The organism is Geodermatophilus sp. SYSU D00965, from assembly GCF_054050075.1.
Map to the genome: position 1 here is coordinate 139,048 of NZ_JBJGYQ010000007.1, position 16,198 is coordinate 155,245.

Annotated in this window: 14 protein-coding genes; 7 read left to right on the top strand and 7 right to left on the bottom strand. The window is 74.2% G+C overall.

Features of this window, described 5'->3' with window-relative positions; genetic code table 11:
• The first annotated feature begins 43 nt into the window (after window positions 1-43).
• Window positions 44-1,072: a ketol-acid reductoisomerase gene (gene ilvC / locus ACI789_RS08835; protein ID WP_456918584.1), complete on the top strand. Its 1,029-nt coding sequence runs from the start codon at window positions 44-46 to the stop codon at window positions 1,070-1,072.
• 115 nt (window positions 1,073-1,187) lie between these two features.
• On the opposite strand, the gene ACI789_RS08840 is transcribed toward ilvC, so the two are convergent.
• Both ACI789_RS08840 and ACI789_RS08845 read right to left on the bottom strand, forming a co-directional pair.
• Complete coding sequence (locus ACI789_RS08840; protein WP_457008109.1) at window positions 1,188-1,595, bottom strand: hypothetical protein; 408 nt, start codon at window positions 1,593-1,595, stop codon at window positions 1,188-1,190.
• Window positions 1,596-1,683: 88 nt separating this feature from the next.
• Complete coding sequence (locus ACI789_RS08845) at window positions 1,684-2,481, bottom strand: hypothetical protein (protein WP_457008111.1); 798 nt, start codon at window positions 2,479-2,481, stop codon at window positions 1,684-1,686.
• A 184-nt stretch (window positions 2,482-2,665) separates the two neighbouring features.
• Between ACI789_RS08845 and serA the strand changes: the two genes are divergently transcribed.
• From serA to ACI789_RS08870, 5 genes are all read left to right on the top strand, one after another.
• The gene (gene serA / locus ACI789_RS08850) at window positions 2,666-4,267 is read left to right on the top strand and encodes a phosphoglycerate dehydrogenase (protein ID WP_457008113.1); all 1,602 of its coding nucleotides are present in this window, start codon (window positions 2,666-2,668) and stop codon (window positions 4,265-4,267) included.
• Window positions 4,268-4,283: 16 nt separating this feature from the next.
• Window positions 4,284-5,306 carry a 3-isopropylmalate dehydrogenase gene (locus ACI789_RS08855; RefSeq protein WP_457008115.1) on the top strand — a complete coding sequence of 341 codons (1,023 nt, stop codon included), beginning with the start codon at window positions 4,284-4,286 and terminating at the stop codon, window positions 5,304-5,306.
• A gap of 216 nt (window positions 5,307-5,522) precedes the next feature.
• The gene (locus ACI789_RS08860) at window positions 5,523-6,392 is read left to right on the top strand and encodes an FAD binding domain-containing protein (RefSeq protein WP_457008117.1); all 870 of its coding nucleotides are present in this window, start codon (window positions 5,523-5,525) and stop codon (window positions 6,390-6,392) included.
• An 8-nt stretch (window positions 6,393-6,400) separates the two neighbouring features.
• Window positions 6,401-6,919 carry a (2Fe-2S)-binding protein gene (locus ACI789_RS08865; protein WP_457008119.1) on the top strand — a complete coding sequence of 173 codons (519 nt, stop codon included), beginning with the start codon at window positions 6,401-6,403 and terminating at the stop codon, window positions 6,917-6,919.
• Window positions 6,916-9,381, top strand: coding sequence for a xanthine dehydrogenase family protein molybdopterin-binding subunit (locus ACI789_RS08870; protein ID WP_457008121.1), 2,466 nt, complete (start codon window positions 6,916-6,918; stop codon window positions 9,379-9,381). Before ACI789_RS08865 ends, ACI789_RS08870 begins: the two co-directional genes overlap by 4 nt.
• A gap of 6 nt (window positions 9,382-9,387) precedes the next feature.
• On the opposite strand, the gene ACI789_RS08875 is transcribed toward ACI789_RS08870, so the two are convergent.
• The 4 genes from ACI789_RS08875 to ACI789_RS08890 all read right to left on the bottom strand — a co-directional run bounded on the left by ACI789_RS08875 (window position 9,388) and on the right by ACI789_RS08890 (window position 13,824).
• A complete protein-coding gene (locus tag ACI789_RS08875; RefSeq protein WP_457008123.1) occupies window positions 9,388-10,053 on the bottom strand; it encodes a GntR family transcriptional regulator in 666 nt (221 codons plus the stop codon).
• A gap of 61 nt (window positions 10,054-10,114) precedes the next feature.
• Entirely contained in the window at window positions 10,115-10,825 is a 711-nt protein-coding gene (locus ACI789_RS08880; RefSeq protein WP_457008125.1) for an enoyl-CoA hydratase/isomerase family protein, read from the bottom strand.
• On the bottom strand, window positions 10,825-12,363 hold the full coding sequence (locus tag ACI789_RS08885) for an aldehyde dehydrogenase (RefSeq protein ID WP_457008127.1): 1,539 nt from the start codon (window positions 12,361-12,363) through the stop codon (window positions 10,825-10,827). The genes ACI789_RS08880 and ACI789_RS08885 overlap by 1 nt, the downstream gene beginning before the upstream one ends.
• 93 nt (window positions 12,364-12,456) lie before the next feature.
• Complete coding sequence (locus ACI789_RS08890; protein WP_457008129.1) at window positions 12,457-13,824, bottom strand: dihydroorotase; 1,368 nt, start codon at window positions 13,822-13,824, stop codon at window positions 12,457-12,459.
• 80 nt (window positions 13,825-13,904) lie between these two features.
• Here ACI789_RS08890 and ACI789_RS08895 point away from each other — a divergent pair, with 80 nt between their 5' ends.
• Entirely contained in the window at window positions 13,905-14,942 is a 1,038-nt protein-coding gene (locus tag ACI789_RS08895) for an asparaginase (protein ID WP_457008131.1), read from the top strand.
• Between the two features lie 14 nt (window positions 14,943-14,956).
• Here the strand turns inward: ACI789_RS08895 and ACI789_RS08900 are convergent, their stop codons facing one another.
• Complete coding sequence (locus tag ACI789_RS08900; RefSeq protein ID WP_457008133.1) at window positions 14,957-16,105, bottom strand: flavin reductase; 1,149 nt, start codon at window positions 16,103-16,105, stop codon at window positions 14,957-14,959.
• Window positions 16,106-16,198 lie beyond the last annotated feature (93 nt).

Consider the following 16,198-nt stretch of genomic DNA (forward strand, 5'->3'; position numbering starts at 1 on the left):
CGGGGGGCAGGAGGGTCCTTACTCGAAGGGAACCGCACAGCACATGGCCGCCGAGATCTTCTACGACGACGACGCCGACCTGTCGATCATCCAGGGGCGCACCGTCGCCGTCCTGGGCTACGGCAGCCAGGGCCACGCGCACGCGCTGTCGCTGCGTGACTCGGGCGTCGACGTCCGCGTCGGGCTGCCCGAGGGCAGCAAGAGCCGCGCCAAGGCCGAGGCCGAGGGCCTGCGCGTCGTCACGCCCGCCGAGGCGGCCGCCGAGGCCGACCTGATCATGATCCTCGCCCCCGACCACGTGCAGCGGAACCTGTACAAGGAGTCGGTGGAGCCCAACCTGCAGGACGGCGACGCGCTGTTCTTCGGCCACGGCTTCAACATCCGGTTCGGCTACATCAAGCCCCCGGCCGGCGTCGACGTCGCGATGGTCGCCCCCAAGGGCCCGGGCCACCTGGTCCGCCGCGAGTTCGAGAACGGCAAGGGCGTGCCCTGCCTGGTCGCCGTCGAGCAGGACGCCAGCGGGCAGGCGCTGCAGCTGGCGCTGTCCTACGCCAAGGCCATCGGCGGCGCGCGGGCCGGCGTCATCAAGACGACCTTCGCCGAGGAGACCGAGACCGACCTGTTCGGTGAGCAGGCCGTGCTCTGCGGCGGCATGTCGGCGCTCGTGGCCGCGGGCTTCGAGACCCTCATCGAGGCCGGGTACCAGCCCGAGATCGCCTACTTCGAGTGCCTCCACGAGCTCAAGCTGATCGTCGACCTCATGTACGAGGGCGGCATCGCCAAGCAGCGCTGGTCGGTGTCGGACACCGCGGAGTACGGCGACTACACGACCGGCCCGAAGATCGTCGACGAGCACGTCAAGGCGACGATGAAGGAGGTCCTCGCCGCGATCAAGGACGGCTCGTGGGCCGCGGCGTTCATCGCCGACCAGGACGCCGGCGCGCCGGACTTCAAGCGGCGCCGCGCCGAGGCCGAGGCGCACCCGATCGAGGAGACCGGCCGCAAGCTGCGCGGGCTGATGAGCTGGGTGTCGGCGTCCGACGACTACACCGGGACCGCCGCCCGCAACTGAACACGGACCCCGTCCTCCTCACCGCTCGCAGGCTCGCGCCGAGCCTCTGGACGGGGCCTGACGACAGGGGCCCCCGCTGCCGGCCGGCAGCGGGGGCCCCTGTCGTCCGTGGGGCCTACCGGGCGCGGCGGTCGGCGCAGTACTGGCGGGAGGGCGGCTGCCGGAGCAGGACGAAGACCCCCACGCCGGCGAGGATCAGCACGATCGACCAGATGCTGAAGCCGCCGCCGAACAGGGACACGACGAGCCCGAGCGCGGCCATGCCGGCGATCACCAGGCCGGCGACCTCGAGGACCCTGCTGCTCTTGCCCTTCAACGCCAGGACGCCGCCCCAGATGTTGGCAACGGCGACGGCCAGGTACACGGTGCCGAAGGCCGCACTGGCTGCGCCCAGGACCCGGGTGGCCCCCAGGAGCAGCAGGGCGTACATCAGGACGTAGAAGGCCAGGACGAAGCCGATCCCAGCCGCGGCGAGCACCTGAGGGGGGCGCCGGCCCGGCGGGGTCCGGTCGGGATCGGTCACGGGGGAGTCCTCCTGAGAGAGCGGCAGCCCCTGTCCGCGCCGTCGGCGGCGCGGACAGGGGCTGAGGTGAGCTGCTCGGTCCGGCGGGTCAGCGCCCGCGGCGTGCGCGGTGCGCGGCGAAGAAGGCCGCGGCCGGCTTCATCGCCAGCAGGACGACGATCGCCAGCGCGGCCAGGAAGAACAACAGGCTCATGACGACGCCGCCGGCGCCGCTGCTCCCGGTGTCGGCGAGGCTGCCGACGACGTTGATCGCGGTGAAGGCCAGCGCGATGGAGCCGCCGACCAGCAGCATCACCCGGCTGCGCCCGCTCAGGGCCCACACCGAGCCCCAGATCATGACGACGGTCCAGACCAGCGCCAGCAGGCCGAAGACCAGCGCGATGCCGGCCACGGCGCCCGCGACCTCCCCGAGCCCGGGGATCTCGGTGTCGCCGGCGGCGCCGCCGAAGAACGCGCCCGCGAAGATCAGGGCGAGGCTGATGAGGATGCCGATGGCACCGAAGACGAACCCGAGGACCGCCGCCGTGACGACGCCACCGGGCTTGGCGGGGACCGCCGACTGGCCGTACTGGCCGTACTGCTGGGCGTAGTTGCCCTGCTGGCCGTACTGCTCGGGGTACCCCTGCTGTCCGTAGGGCTGGGCCTGGCCGTAGGGCGACTGCCCGTACTGCTGGCCGTAGGACGGCGAGGGCTGCCCGTACTCCTGGCCGTAGGAGGGGGAGGGCTGCCCGTACTGCTGGCCGTAGGAGGGGGAGGACGACTGTCCGTACTGCTGTCCGTAGCCCTGCTGGCCGTACCCCTGCGAGCCGGCGTCCTGCCCGTGGCCGGGCTGGCCGTACTGCGGAGAACCGGCGTTCGAGCCGGGCTCGTTGTCGTGGGTGCTCATGGTCTCCTCCGTCGGCGCCGGCACTCGCCGACTCGTCCCGGCCAGGATGTCCGCCGGGGAGCGACGGGAGCAAGCACACTCCCCCCTCCGGCGGAGGTGTCGTGCCGCATCCGTGACGTGACGGTGCGTGCGGGAAGGGGCTGACGAGGGGAGAGGAGGGCCGGGTTCCCTAGGCTCTCCTCCTGTGACCACGCCTGCGCCCGTCGTCCTCATCGCCGAAGAACTCGCCCCCAGCGTGCTGCAGGTGCTCGGGAGCGAGGTGGAGATCCGTCACGTCGACGGCGCCGACCGCGCCGCACTGCTGCCCGCACTGGCCGAGGCCTCCGCGGTGATGATCCGCAGCGCCACGCAGATCGACGCCGAGGCGCTGGCCGCCGCACCCAACCTCAAGGTGGTCGCCCGGGCCGGCATCGGCCTGGACAACGTCGACGTCACGGCGGCCACCGAGCGCGGCGTCATGGTGGTCAACGCACCGACCTCCAACATCGTCAGCGCCGCCGAGCACGCCGTGGCGCTGCTGCTGGCCGCCGCCCGGCACATCCCCGCCGCCGACGCGTCGCTGCGCGAGGGCACCTGGAAGCGGTCGAAGTTCACCGGCGTCGAGGTCACCGACAAGGTCGTCGGCGTCGTCGGCCTGGGCCGGATCGGCCAGCTGGTCGCCCAGCGGCTGGCGGCCTTCGGGGTCACGCTGATCGCCTACGACCCCTACATCCAGCCGGGTCGGGCCGCGCAGCTCGGCGTCCGGATGGTGTCGCTGGAGGAACTGCTCCGCGAGGCGGACTTCATCACCATCCACCTGCCCAAGACGCCGGAGACCCTCGGCCTGATCGGCGCCGCGGAGCTGACCACCACCAAGCGCGGGGTCATCATCGTCAACGCCGCCCGGGGCGGGCTGGTCGACGAGGCTGCCCTCGCCGACGCGCTGAAGTCCGGCCAGGTCGGCGCGGCGGGCATCGACGTCTACGCCACCGAGCCGTGCACCGACAGCCCCCTGTTCCAGCTGCCCAACACCGTGGTCACCCCGCACCTGGGCGCCTCGACCACGGAGGCGCAGGACAAGGCCGGCACGGCCGTGGCGCACTCGGTGCGGCTGGCGCTGCAGGGCGAGTTCGTGCCGGACGCGGTGAACGTCCAGGCCGGTGGCGTCGTCGCCGAGGACGTGCGGCCGGGCCTGCCGCTGGCCGAGAAGCTCGGCCGGGTCTTCACCGCCGTCGCCGGCGGGCTGGCCCAGTCGGTGAACGTCGAGGTGCGCGGCAAGATCGCCGAGTTCGACGTCTCGGTGGTGCAGCTGGCCGTGCTCAAGGGCGTGTTCTCCGACGTCGTCGAGGAGCAGGTCACCTACGTCAACGCCCCGCTGTTCGCCGAGCAGCGCGGCCTGGACGTCGCGATGACCAGCGACGTGGAGAGCCCCGACTACCGCAACCTGATCAGCGTCCGCGGCGCGATGGCCGACGGCACCGAGGTCACCGTCTCGGGCACGCTCTTCGGCAAGAACCAGGTGCCCAAGCTGGTCGAGATCAGCGGGTTCGACATGGACCTGGACCTGTCGGGCTACCTGCTGTTCTTCGTCTACTCCGACCGGCCCGGCGTCGTCGGCGCCATCGGCGCCGCGCTCGGCGAGGCCGGCATCAACATCGCCGGCGCACAGGTCAGCCGCACCAACCGCGGCGGCGAGGCGCTCATGGCCGTCACCGTCGACAGCCCGGTGCCCGCCGAGCTGCTCGGGGACATCGCGGGCCGGATCGGCGCGCGTGAGGCCCGCTCGGCGGACCTCACCCCCCGCTGACCTAGGGTCTGGTCCCATGCGCCTGGCAGTGATCCCTGGAGACGGCATCGGTCCGGAGGTGGTGGCCGAGGGCCTCAAGGTCCTCCGCGAGGTGGCCCCCGACGTGGAGACCACCCCCTACGACCTCGGGGCCGCGCGGTGGCAGCGGACCGGGGAACTGCTGCCCGACAGCGTGCTCGACGAGCTCCGCCAGCACGACGCGATCCTGCTCGGCGCCATCGGCGACCCCGGCGTGCCCAGCGGCATCCTCGAGCGGGGGCTGCTGCTGCGCCTGCGCTTCGAGCTCGACCACCACGTCAACCTGCGACCGGCGCGGCTCTACGAGGGCGTCCGCAGCCCGCTGGCCGAGCCGGGCGAGATCGACATGCTCTGCGTGCGGGAGGGCACCGAGGGTCTCTACGCCGGCAACGGCGGCGTGATCCGCCGGGACACGCCCCAGGAGATCGCCACCGAGGTGAGCCTCAACACCGCCTTCGGCGTCGAGCGGGTGGTCCGGTACGCCTTCGAGCGGGCCGTCGCCCGGCCGCGCCGGCACCTGACCCTCATCCACAAGACCAACGTGCTCACCCACGCCGGCGGGCTCTGGTCGCGGACGGTGGAGGAGGTCTCGGCGGAGTTCCCGGAGGTCACCGTCGCCTACCAGCACGTCGACGCGGCGTCGATGTTCTTCATCACCGATCCGGCCCGCTACGACGTCATCGTCACCGACAACCTGTTCGGCGACATCGTCACCGACGTCGCCGCGGCGGTGACCGGCGGCATCGGGATGGCCGCCAGCGGCAACCTCGACACCTCCGGCACGCACCCGAGCATGTTCGAGCCGGTGCACGGCTCGGCGCCCGACATCGCCGGCCAGGGCATCGCCGACCCGACCGCCACCGTGCTGTCGGTCGGCCTGCTGCTCGAGCACCTGGGGCGCAGCGACCAGGCGAAGAAGGTCAACGCGGCCGTCGCCTTCGACCTGTCCACGCGCGACCGGCAGAGCACCCTGCGCACCGCGGAGGTCGGCGACCGGCTCGCCGCGCTCGCCGGGGGCTGAGAGAGGACCCCGTCCTCCCCGCCCTTCGCAGGCTCAGGGCGGTGCCCGGGACGGGGCCGGCGACGGGAGCCTGCAGAGGGGCCACCCTCGGTGGCCGGGCCTGTGCCCGGTCACCGAGGAACGGCGCACTTCCTGGGGCCGAACCCATGGTGCCCGTCTCGGTTCCCCGGCAGGATCGCGGCACGCTTGCGCGAGCCCGTCGCGAGGAGGCCGCCGTTGAAACCGCCGCCGTTCACCTACTCGGTCCCGACGACCGTCTCCGACGCCGTGGCGCTGCTCGTCGAGCACGCCGAGGAGGAGCCGCGGGTCCTCGCCGGGGGGCAGAGCCTGGTGCCGCTGATGAACTTCCGGCTGGCCCACCCCGGTCACCTCGTCGACCTGCGCCGCGTCGCGGGGCTCGACACCCTCCGCCTCGACGGGGAGGACCTCGTGGTCGGCGCGATGGTGCGGCAGGCCACCGCCGAGCGCAGTCCCGAGGTCGCGGTCGCCGCGCCCGTGCTCGCCGAGGCCCTCGGGCACGTGGCGCACCCGCCGGTGCGGCACAGCGGCACCGTCGTCGGCAGCATCGCGCACGCCGACCCGGCCGCCGAGCTGCCGGCGGTCGCGCTCGCCCTGGACGCCGAGATGACCGCCGTGGGGCCGCGGGGCGAACGGCGCATCCCCGCCGCCGAGTTCTTCCAGGGCCCGTTCACCACGGCGCTGGCCGCCGACGAGATCCTCACCGAGGTCCGCTTCCCGTCCTTCCCCGGCGGGCACGCGTTCGTGGAGTTCGCCCGCACGCACGGGAACTTCGCCGTCGTCGGCGTGGCCGCCCTCGTCGCGGTCGCCGACGGGCGGGTCACCCGCGCGGCCCTCACGGCCAGCGGCGTCGCGCCCACCCCCGTGCGGCTGACCGCCGCGGAGGCCGCGCTCGTGGGGACGGCCGGTGACGAGGCCGCCGTGGAGGCCGCGGTCGACGCGGGCACGTCCGGCCTGGACCCGGCCGGTGACGTGCACGCCAGCGCCGCGACCCGCATCGACGTCGCGCGGGCGTGCCTGCGCGAGGGGATCAGGCGCGCACTGGACCGAGCCCGGGACCGGAGGTAGCCGGAGAGATGACCCAGCTGCAGGACATCACCCTCACCGTCAACGGACGCGACTACACCCTGGCGGTCGAGCCCCGCCGGCTGCTCGTCGACGTGCTGCGCGACGACCTCGGCCTGGTCGGGACGCACATCGGCTGCGAGCACGGCGTCTGCGGCACGTGCACCGTGCTCGTCGACGGCGCCAGCACCCGGTCCTGCACCACCCTGGCGGTCCAGGCCGACGGGCGGGCGATCCGCACGGTGGAGGGGCTCAGCAACGGAGCGGGGCTGCACCCGCTGCAGGAGGCGTTCTGGGAGAAGCAGGGCCTGCAGTGCGGCTACTGCACCCCGGGCATGCTCATGCGGGCGCTGGAGATCCTGGAGGAGGACCCCGACCCGACGCCCGAACGGGTGCGCGAGGGGATAGCCAGCAACCTGTGCCGCTGCACCGGCTACCAGTTCATCGTCGAGGCGGTGATGGCCGCGGCGCCGCGCGTGCGGCAGGCCGACGCCACCGCCCCCCAGCCCGCGACGGGAGCCCAGGCATGACCATCGTCGAGCGTCCCGCCCCGCCGCCGGTCCGCACCCACAAGGCGGACCGCAACTGGGTCGGCAAGAGCATCCGCAAGGTCGAGGACCCCAAGTTCCTGCGCGGTCGCGGCGGCTACGTCGCCGACCTGGTCCGGCCGGGCACCCTGCACGCGGCCGTGCTGCGCAGCCCGATGCCGCACGCCCGGATCGTCTCGATCGACACCTCGGCCGCGGAGGCCGCCCCCGGCGTGCACCTGGTCATGACCGGCGCGCAGGCCGCCGAGGTGACCGGCCCGCTGCCCGACTTCGGCCCCGACCCGACCAAGCACACGTGGCGCTGCCTGGCCGTGGACAAGGTCCGCTACGTCGGGGAGGGCGTGGCCGTCGTCGTCGCCGACAGCCGCTACCTGGCCGAGGACGCCCTCGAGCTGATCGAGGTCGACTACGACCCGCTGCCCGCGGTCACCGACCCCGAGGCGGCGCTGCAGCCGGGTGCGGCCCTGGTGCACGAGGCGCTCGAGGGCAACTGCGCCTACGAGCGGCAGTTCACCTTCGGCGACGTCGACCGCGACTTCGCCGCGGCCGACGTCGTCGTCCGCGACCGGCTGCGCTGGCACCGCTCGGGCGGGCAGCCGCTGGAGACGGTCGGCGCGATCGCCGACTTCGACCCGGCGACCGGGAAGCTCACGGTGCACACCAACTCGCTGAGCTTCACCAGCTACATGTTCATGGCGGCCGGGGCGCTCGGGATCCCCATGAACAAGTTCGACGTCCACCAGGTGCCCGCCGGCGGCAGCTTCGGCTCGAAGCTGTTCGTCACCAAGCCGACGGTGATCGCCGGCATGTGCTCGCGCGCCCTGGGCCGGCCGGTCGTCTACCTGGAGGACCGCGTCGACAACATGTCGAACTGCGACCACCACGGCTCCGACCGGGTCTACGACGTCGAGCTGGCGCTCATGCGCGACGGGACGCTGCGCAGCATCAAGATCGACACCGTCGACGACTACGGGGCCTACATCCAGTTCGGCGTCGGCCACCACGGCAACGCCCTGGCCCAGGTCACCGGCCCGTACACCATCGGCAGCGTGCAGTACCGCGTGCGGGCCGCGATGACCAACAAGAACCAGCAGGGCGCCTACCGGGGCTTCGGCTCCGAGGTCAACAACTGGATGCTCGAGCAGATGGTCGACCTGGCCGCCCGGGAGATCGGGATGGACCCGGTCGAGATCCGGCGGCGGAACTTCATCCCGCCGGAGTCCTTCCCGTACTTCATCCCCAGCGGCAACGTCTACGACAGCGGCAACTACGCCGCCGTCCTCGACGAGGCCCTGCGGCTGGGGGAGTACGACCGCTGGCGGGCCGAGCAGGCCCGCGCCCGTGAGCAGGGGCGGTACATCGGCATCGGGGTGATCTCCGCGCAGGAGCGCAGCGTCTTCTCCGCGACCGAGTTCTGGTTCTGGTTCGACGAGCCCAACGCCCCGGTCACCAGCAGCCCGGAGAGCGTGACCCTGGGCGTGGACGCGACCGGCACGATCACCGCGACGCTGTACTCGTGCGCCTTCTGGGGCAACAGCCCGGAGACGATGGTCGCGCAACTGGTCGCGGAGGAGTTCGACTGCGACCCGCACGACGTCTCGATCATCTACCACGGCCTGTCGGGCGGGCTGCCGGCGACCGGCCCCGGTGGCTCGCGGACGACGGTGATGCTCGCCGGCGCCGTCGAGGGCGCCTCGGCCAAGATCAAGGCCAAGGCGCGGCGGGCCGCGGCGCACCTGATGGAGGTCGACCCCGACGACCTCGAGTGGGCCGACGGCGGCTTCCAGGTCAAGGGCGTGCCCGACCAGCGCAAGGGCCTCGACGAGGTCGCGGCCATGCTGCACATGTTCAAGCACAGCTTCCCCGAGGACCTGGAGTCGGGCCTGGAGGAGTCGAAGGTCTACGACCACCCCTACACGACGATGCCCGCGCAGGACCGCAGCGACCTCGGCGTCTTCTACCCGTTCATGGGCAACGCCTGCCACGTCCCCGTGGTGGAGGTCGACGGGGCCACCGGGGAGGTGCGGATCCTCGCCTACGCGGCGGTCCACGACTGCGGCACGCTGGTCAACCCGCGCTCGCTGGCCGGCCACATCGTGGGCGGGACCGCCCAGGGCATCGGCACCGCGCTGTACGAGGAGTTCGTCTACGACGAGCAGGGGCAGCTGGTCACCAGCAGCTTCCTCGACTACTCGATCCCGACCGCCATGGAGGTACCGGAGCTGCGGATCGGCCACGTCGAGACGCCGTCCCCGTACACCCCGCACGGCATCAAGGGCGGCGGCGAGGGCGGCCGGATGATGGCGCCGGCCGCGCTCAACGCGGCGGTCAACGACGCCCTGGCGCCGCTCGGGGTGCGGGTCACCGAGCTGCCCATGACGCCCGACCGGCTGCGCGCGGCGATCCGCGCGGCGGCAGCGGGGGCGGTGCCCCGCCCCCGCTGACCGCGGTCAGCCGGTGGCGGCGCCCTCCTCGACGGCCGCCGTCCGCAGCAGGTACCGCAGGATGAAGTCGTGCGACGTCTCCAGGTGCAGGCGGGTCAGCTCGGCGACCTCCCGCGGGTCCCCGCGGCGCACCGCGGCCAGGATCTGCCGGTGCTCCTCGTGCAGGTGCTCGACGTCGCCGATGACGTCGAGGTGCAGGTAGACGTAGCGGTCGGTCAGCCGGCGCAGCTGCTCGGTGAGGGCGACCATCCGCGGGCGGTCGGCGCGCTCGTAGACCAGCGCGTGGAAGCGCGCGTTGGCCTCCAGCCACTCGCCCGGGGTCATCTCGCCGGACTCCATCCGCTCGGCCAGGGCCGCCATCCGGGCCACCTCGGCACGGCCGACGTTGGGCACCGCGATCGCGGTGACCACCGGTTCGACGGCCTCCCGCAGCTCGTAGAGCTCCTGCAGCTCCGGGATGGACAGCCCGGTGACGACCGCCCCGGTGACCGCGAGGTCGACCAGGCCCTCGGTGGACAGCACGTGCAGCGCGTCCCGGACGGGGATGCGGCTGACCCCGTACTCGGCGGCGATGTCGGACTGGGACAGCACCGTCCCCGGGGGGATCGCGCCGGTGCGCAGCCGGTCGCGCAGCCCTCGCGCGACGCGGCTGCCCGCTGACTCCTCGCTCATCGGCGACCTCCCTCGGCTGGGTCCGGCTCCCGGTCGGTCCATCGTGGCACCGCCGTCCGCCTCAGCTCTCGCCCCGGCGGAGTGAGCCGACCACCAGCCGGTCGACGCTCATGTCGAGGGCCGCGTCGTCGCCGACCGCGCCGAAGGCCCGCAGCATGTCCTTGATCTCGGCGTGCACGCGCGGGCTGCGCGTGCGCAGCGCGGCCACCCGGTCGTCGACGTCCTTGCGCAGCTCCTCGGGGGAGGCGACGACGGCGTTGAGCAGGCCGAGCTCCAGGGCGCGCGAGGCCGGCACCTGCTCGCCGGTCGCGGTCAGCCAGAACGCCTGCCGCTCGCCGACCTTGCGCGGCAGCCAGGCCAGCACCAGCGCGGGGGCCAGGCCGATGCCGACCTCCGGGAAGGAGAAGAGGGCGTCGGCCACGGCGACCGACACGTCGCAGGCCGCGACCACCCCGACGCCGAAGCCGGCGGCGTCGCCGTGCACCTCGGCGACGGTGACCAGCCGGGTCCGGCGGAACGCCCGCGTGGTGGCGGCCAGCGTCTCCGCCTCGCCGCGGACCACCCCCGGCGCGGCGTTGGTGCCGCCGCGCTCGCGGCCCAGGCAGAACGCCTCGGCCGCCGAGCGGATCCGCAGCACGTGCGCGCCCTCGGGCGGGTCCGTCAGCAGCGCGGTCAGCTCGCGCAGGTCGGCCAGCGCCCAGAGGCCGTCGGGCCGGTCCACCTCCGCGACGACGACGCCGTCGGTGACCGGCGAGACCGTCAGCCCGGCCATCAGTTCAGCCGTCCCGTCGCGCGGCCGCCGTACCAGTCGACGTCGTCGGGCGCGGTCCGGACGGTGATCGCGCGGACGTGGGTGAAGTCGTGGAAGGACTCCCAGCCGCCCTCGCGACCGGTGCCGCTCTCCTTGAGGCCGCCCCACGGCGAGGAGGGGTCGAGGCGGTGGTGGTCGTTGACCCAGACCATGCCCATCTCCAGCTGCTGCGCCACGCGGTGGGCGCGGGCGACGTCGCGGGTCCAGATCGCCGAGCCCAGCGCGAACGGGGAGTCGTTGGCCAGCCGGATCGCCTCGTCCTCGTCGTCGAAGGGGATGACGACCACGACCGGCCCGAAGACCTCCTCCTGGGCGATCCGCATGTCGTTGCGGACGTCGGCCAGCACGGTCGGCTCGACGAAGAAGCCCCCGGGCAGGTCCGGCACGTCGGCGGGCCGGCCGCCGGTGACCAGCCGGGCGCCCTCGGCGATCCCGCTCTCGACGTGCCGCAGGATGCGGGTGCGGGCCCGCTCGGAGATCACCGGACCGAGCTGCGTCTCCGGCAGCGTCGGGTCGCCGGTGCGGATCTGCCGCGCCTGGGTGGCGAGGCCCTCGACGACGTCGTCGTAGATGCCGCGCTGGACGAGGAGCCGGCTGCCGGCGATACAGGTCTGGCCGGCGCCGATGAACCCGGCGAAGGCCGCGCCGCGGGCGGCGGTGTCGACCGGGGTGTCGTCGAAGACCAGCACGGGGGACTTGCCGCCGAGCTCGAGGGTCGCCTTGGCGAACCGTCCCGCGGTGGCCAGCGAGATCGCGCGACCCACCTCGGTCCCGCCGGTGAACACCACCTTCTTCACCAGCGGGTGCTCGGTCAGCGCCGCCCCGGCGGTGTGCCCGAGGCCGTTGATGACGTTGAGCACACCCGGGGGGATGCCCGCGGCCTCCGCGATGTCGGCCAGGAGCATCGCGGTGAGCGGGGTCTGCTCCGAGGGCTTGAGGACGACGCTGTTCCCGGTCGCCAGCGCGGGCGCGAGGCTCTTCGACGCGATCATCATCGGGTGGTTGAACGGCGCCAGGATGCCGACCACGCCCAGCGGGAAGCGGCTGGTGTAGGCGTGGTAGTCGCCGCGCAGCGGGACCACCGCGTCGCGGTCGGCCAGCAGCAGCGCGGCGTTGTACCGGTACCACTCCGACAGGCGGGTGATCTGCGCCTTCGTCTCGGTGATCGGCCGGCCGTTGTTCATCGTCTCCAGCTTGTAGAGGTCCTCCATCCGGGCCTCGATGCCGTCGGCGAAGCGGTGCAGCAGCACGGCCCGGTCGTGGATCGGCATCCGGCTCCACACCCCGGAGCGGAACGTCTCGTCGGCCACCCGCACGGCGCGGTCGACGTCGGCGGCGTCGGCCGCGGCGACGGTGGCGAAGGCCTCGCCGGTGGCGGGGTTGACCACCTCGATCGGCTCGGCGCCGCCGGGGGAGAGCTCCCCGCCGATGCGCAGGCCGGTCGGCAGCGAGGCGACCGGCAGGTCCACGACGTCGGGGACGGGGCTCGACAGGGTCACGGGTGTCCTCCCGGGAGGGGTCGTATGCCGGAGGTGTGCGGCTGTATACGGGCTGCGGGCGACCCTAGGGCGGTTCCGCGGCCCTGGCAAGGCTCAGGCCGGGGACGCACCGGGGCCGGGGAGGAAGCGGCCGCAGCGGCCCCGGGCGGGGCGGCCCTCCTCGGCGACCAGCTCCCCGCGCAGCCAGGTCTGCACCACCCGCCCCTGCACCGCCCGTCCGTCGTACGGCGTCCACCCGGCCTTGGACAGGACGTCGGCGTCGCGCAGCGTCCGCCGTCCGCCGGGGTCGACCAGCACGAGGTCGGCGTCGGCGCCCGGGGCGATCCGGCCCTTGCGGGGCCACAGGCCGTAGGTCCGGGCGGGCTGCTCGGCGTAGACGCGGGCGACGTCCTCGTAGGCCAGGTGGCCGCGGGCGACGGCGTCCAGGAGCAACTGCATGGTGCTGTCCAGGCCGGGCAGGCCGAAGTGGACGTTCCAGATGTCGCCGGCGCGCTTCTGCTCGAGCGTGGACGGTGCGTGGTCGCTGGACATGTGGGTGAGCACCCCGGAGCGCAGCAGCCGCCACATCTCGGCCTCGTCGGCGTCGGTGCGGGCCCGGGCCGGCGGGGTGAACTTGCGCAGCGCACCGGCGTCGAGCACCTCGTCCTCGCGGAGCAGGAAGTACTGCGGGCAGCCCTCCACGGCCAGCCCCGCCCCGCGGGCGCGCTCGGCCGACAGGTACGCGGCGACCTCGGGGTTGCTGACGTGGGCGATCGTCGCCCGGGCGCCGGTGCGCCGCACGAGCAGCGCCGCGACGGCGGCGGCCACGAGCTCGGCGTCCCGGTTGCGCCACTCGGGCACCAACCCGCCGTCGGTGCGGCCCCCGGCCCGCAGCAACGCTTCCGCCGCGCCGGTCAGCGACTCGTCCTCGCAGTGCAGCAGGCTGACCGCTCCCGCCCGAGCGGAAGCCTCCAGGTGCTCCTTGAGCCGGGCCGGGTCGTGGCCGGGCACGCCGTGGGTCGTGCAGGTGAAGACCTTGAAGAACGCCACGCCCGCCGCCCACAGCGCGCCGACCTCCCCGGACGCCCCCGGCCAGGCGTGCGCGGCCAGCCCGAAGTCGACCTCGGACCGCTCGCGCAGGTACGCCGTCTTGTCGCGGAGGTCGTCGACGGTGCGGACCGGCGCGCCGTGGGTGTGCTCGACGATGGTGGTGACCCCCGCGGCGGCGGCGGCCGCGGTGCCGGTCGGGAAGTCCTCGCGCTCGGGGCTGCCGGGGTCCATCAGGTGCACGTGGGTGTCGATCCCGCCGGGCAGGACGACCAGGCCGGCGGCGTCCACCGTGCGCGCGGCGCTCGGCGCGTCCGCGGCGCCCGGCGGCCCGACGTGCACGACGACGCCGTCCCGCACGCCGACGTGCGCGCGGCGGCGGCCGGACGGCGTGACGACGGTGCCGCCCGCGACGAGCAGGTCCAGGTCGGGCATCAGCGGTCCTCTCGATCGGGGTGGGCCCTACGGTGGGCCGGCCGGGCGCCGACCGGGGCCGGGCAGGGGAGGGCAGGGGCATGGGGAGCTCGGCGCAGCGGCCGCGGGTGGCCGTGGGGTCGCTCGGCGGCACGATCACGATGACCGCACCCGCGGCGGGCGGCGGGGTGCAGCCGGCGCTGACCGCGGCCGACCTGCTCGCCGGCGTCCCCGCGCTGGCCGAGGTCGCCGACCTCGCCGCCACCACGCTGCAGACCGTGCCGAGCGCCTGGCTCACCCCGGCCGACGTGGTCGCCGCCGCGGACTGGGCCGGGGAGCAGGTGGCGGCGGGCGCGGCCGGCGTCGTCCTGGTCCAGGGCACCGACACGATCGAGGAGACGGTCTACCTGCTGGACCTGCTCTGGGACCGCCCCGAGCCGGTCGTCGTCACCGGCGCGATGCGCAACCCGTCGTCGGCCGGCGCCGACGGCCCGGCCAATCTGCTGGCCGCCGTCCGGGTCGCGGCCGACCCCGGGGCGCGCGACCGCGGCGCGCTGGTGGTGTTCGCCGACGAGGTGCACGCCGCGGCGCGGGTGCGCAAGACCGACAGCACCGCGCTGCAGGCCTTCACCTCCGGCGTCTTCGGCGCGCTCGGCCGGGTGCACGAGCAGGCGGTGACCTTCGCCGGGCGGGCGGCGCGCTGGCCGGCGCTGCCCCGCCCGCTGGAGGGCCGCGACCCGCGGGTGGCCCTCCTCGAGACCGCCCTCGGGGACCGCGGCGAGCTGCTGGCGCTGGTCGCCGAGGCGGGCTGGGACGGGGTCGTGGTCGCCGGGTTCGGCGCCGGGCACGTGTCGGCGACCGCGGCCGAGGTGGTCGGTGCGGTGGCGGGCCGCTGCCCCGTCGTGCTGGCGACCCGCACCGGCGGGGGCCCGGTGCTGTCGGCCACCTACGGGTTCGTCGGCAGCGAGGAGGACCTGCTCGGCCGCGGCGTCCTGCCCGCGGGGTGGCTCGACCCGCGCAAGGCGCGGCTGCTGCTGTGGACCCTCCTGGCCGCCGGTGCCGACGCGGCGACCGTGCGGGCCACCGTGACCGCCCGCGGCGCGGCGCCGGGCGGGCCCGCCCAGGCCGGGCCCGCCTAGGCCGGGGCGGCGGCTCAGAGCCGGCCGCCGGTCTGCTCGAGGATGTCCCGCACGCGCTGCTTGGCCAGCTCGGTGTACCGGTAGACCGCAGCCCGGGCCGTCTCCGCGTCGCCGCGCTCCAGGCCCTCGGTGATCCCGCGCTGCGCCTCGATGAAGCTCTGCGAGGTCACCGGCGTCGCCCCGAAGCTGCGGGTCATCACCGACCGGATGTGCAGCTCGCTGAAGGCCGCGGTCAGCGCGGTGCTGTGGGCCAGGGCGACCAGCGTCTCGTGGAAGGCGTAGTTGGCGTCGAGGTAGCCGTCGAAGTCGACGAAGCGCTCGCCCACCAGGAGCGCGGCCATGGCCTCGAACCGGGTGCGCAGCCCGGCCAGCTCCGCCTCGGGCACCCGGCCGCACACCATGTCGATGACGCCGAGCTCGATGGCGCAGCGGGCGTCGAAGGTCTCGTCCGACGTCCGCGCCGTGAACGGGACGACGACGTAGCCGCGCTCCGGGTCGCGGCGCACCAGGCCCTCGGCGGCCAGCCGGGAGAGCGCGTAGAACGCCGCCGGCTTGTCCACGTCCAGCGAGTAGGCGAGGTCGTCGAGCAGCAGCACGGTGTCGGCGGCGTACCGCCGCTCCAGCACCTGCTGGCGGGCCCGCAGGTAGACGGCGTCGTCGCGGGCGAACTCGAAGCGCCCGAACCCGCCGCGGAAGTAGGTCAGCGGGGCGCCCTCGTCGGCCTCGGCCTGGCGGACCCGGCCGAGGAAGATCGTGTGGGTGGCGGCGTCGACCTGCTCGACGACCTCGCACTCGATCCGCGCCAGCGCCTCGGTCAGCAGCGGCACGCCGGTGACCCCCTCGGCGACCTGGACGCCGGCGAACTTGTCCGCCGACGGCGTCGCGAACTGCTGCGCCAGGTGGCCCTGGCCCTGGCCGAGCACGTTGACGCCGTAGGCGCCGGCCTCGGCCACCGCGGCGCAGGTGGCCGAGGAGCTGTTCAGGCAGGCCAGCATCATCGGCGGGTCCAGCGACAGGGAGGTCACCGAGCTCGCCGTCATGCCGAACGCACCCTCGGCGGTGCGGGTCGTCACCAGGGTCACCCCGCTGGCGAGGTGGCCGACGACGTGCCGGAACCGCTGGGCGTCGAACGCCGGGGGAGCTGCCGGCTCGGGGGTCGTCACGCGGGACCTCCTCGGGAGGCCGTGCCGCACCCCGGTCGGGCGCGGTCCTGTCCGTCGAGTAGAACGGCGGCGCGGGCCCGGGGGGATGGCGGA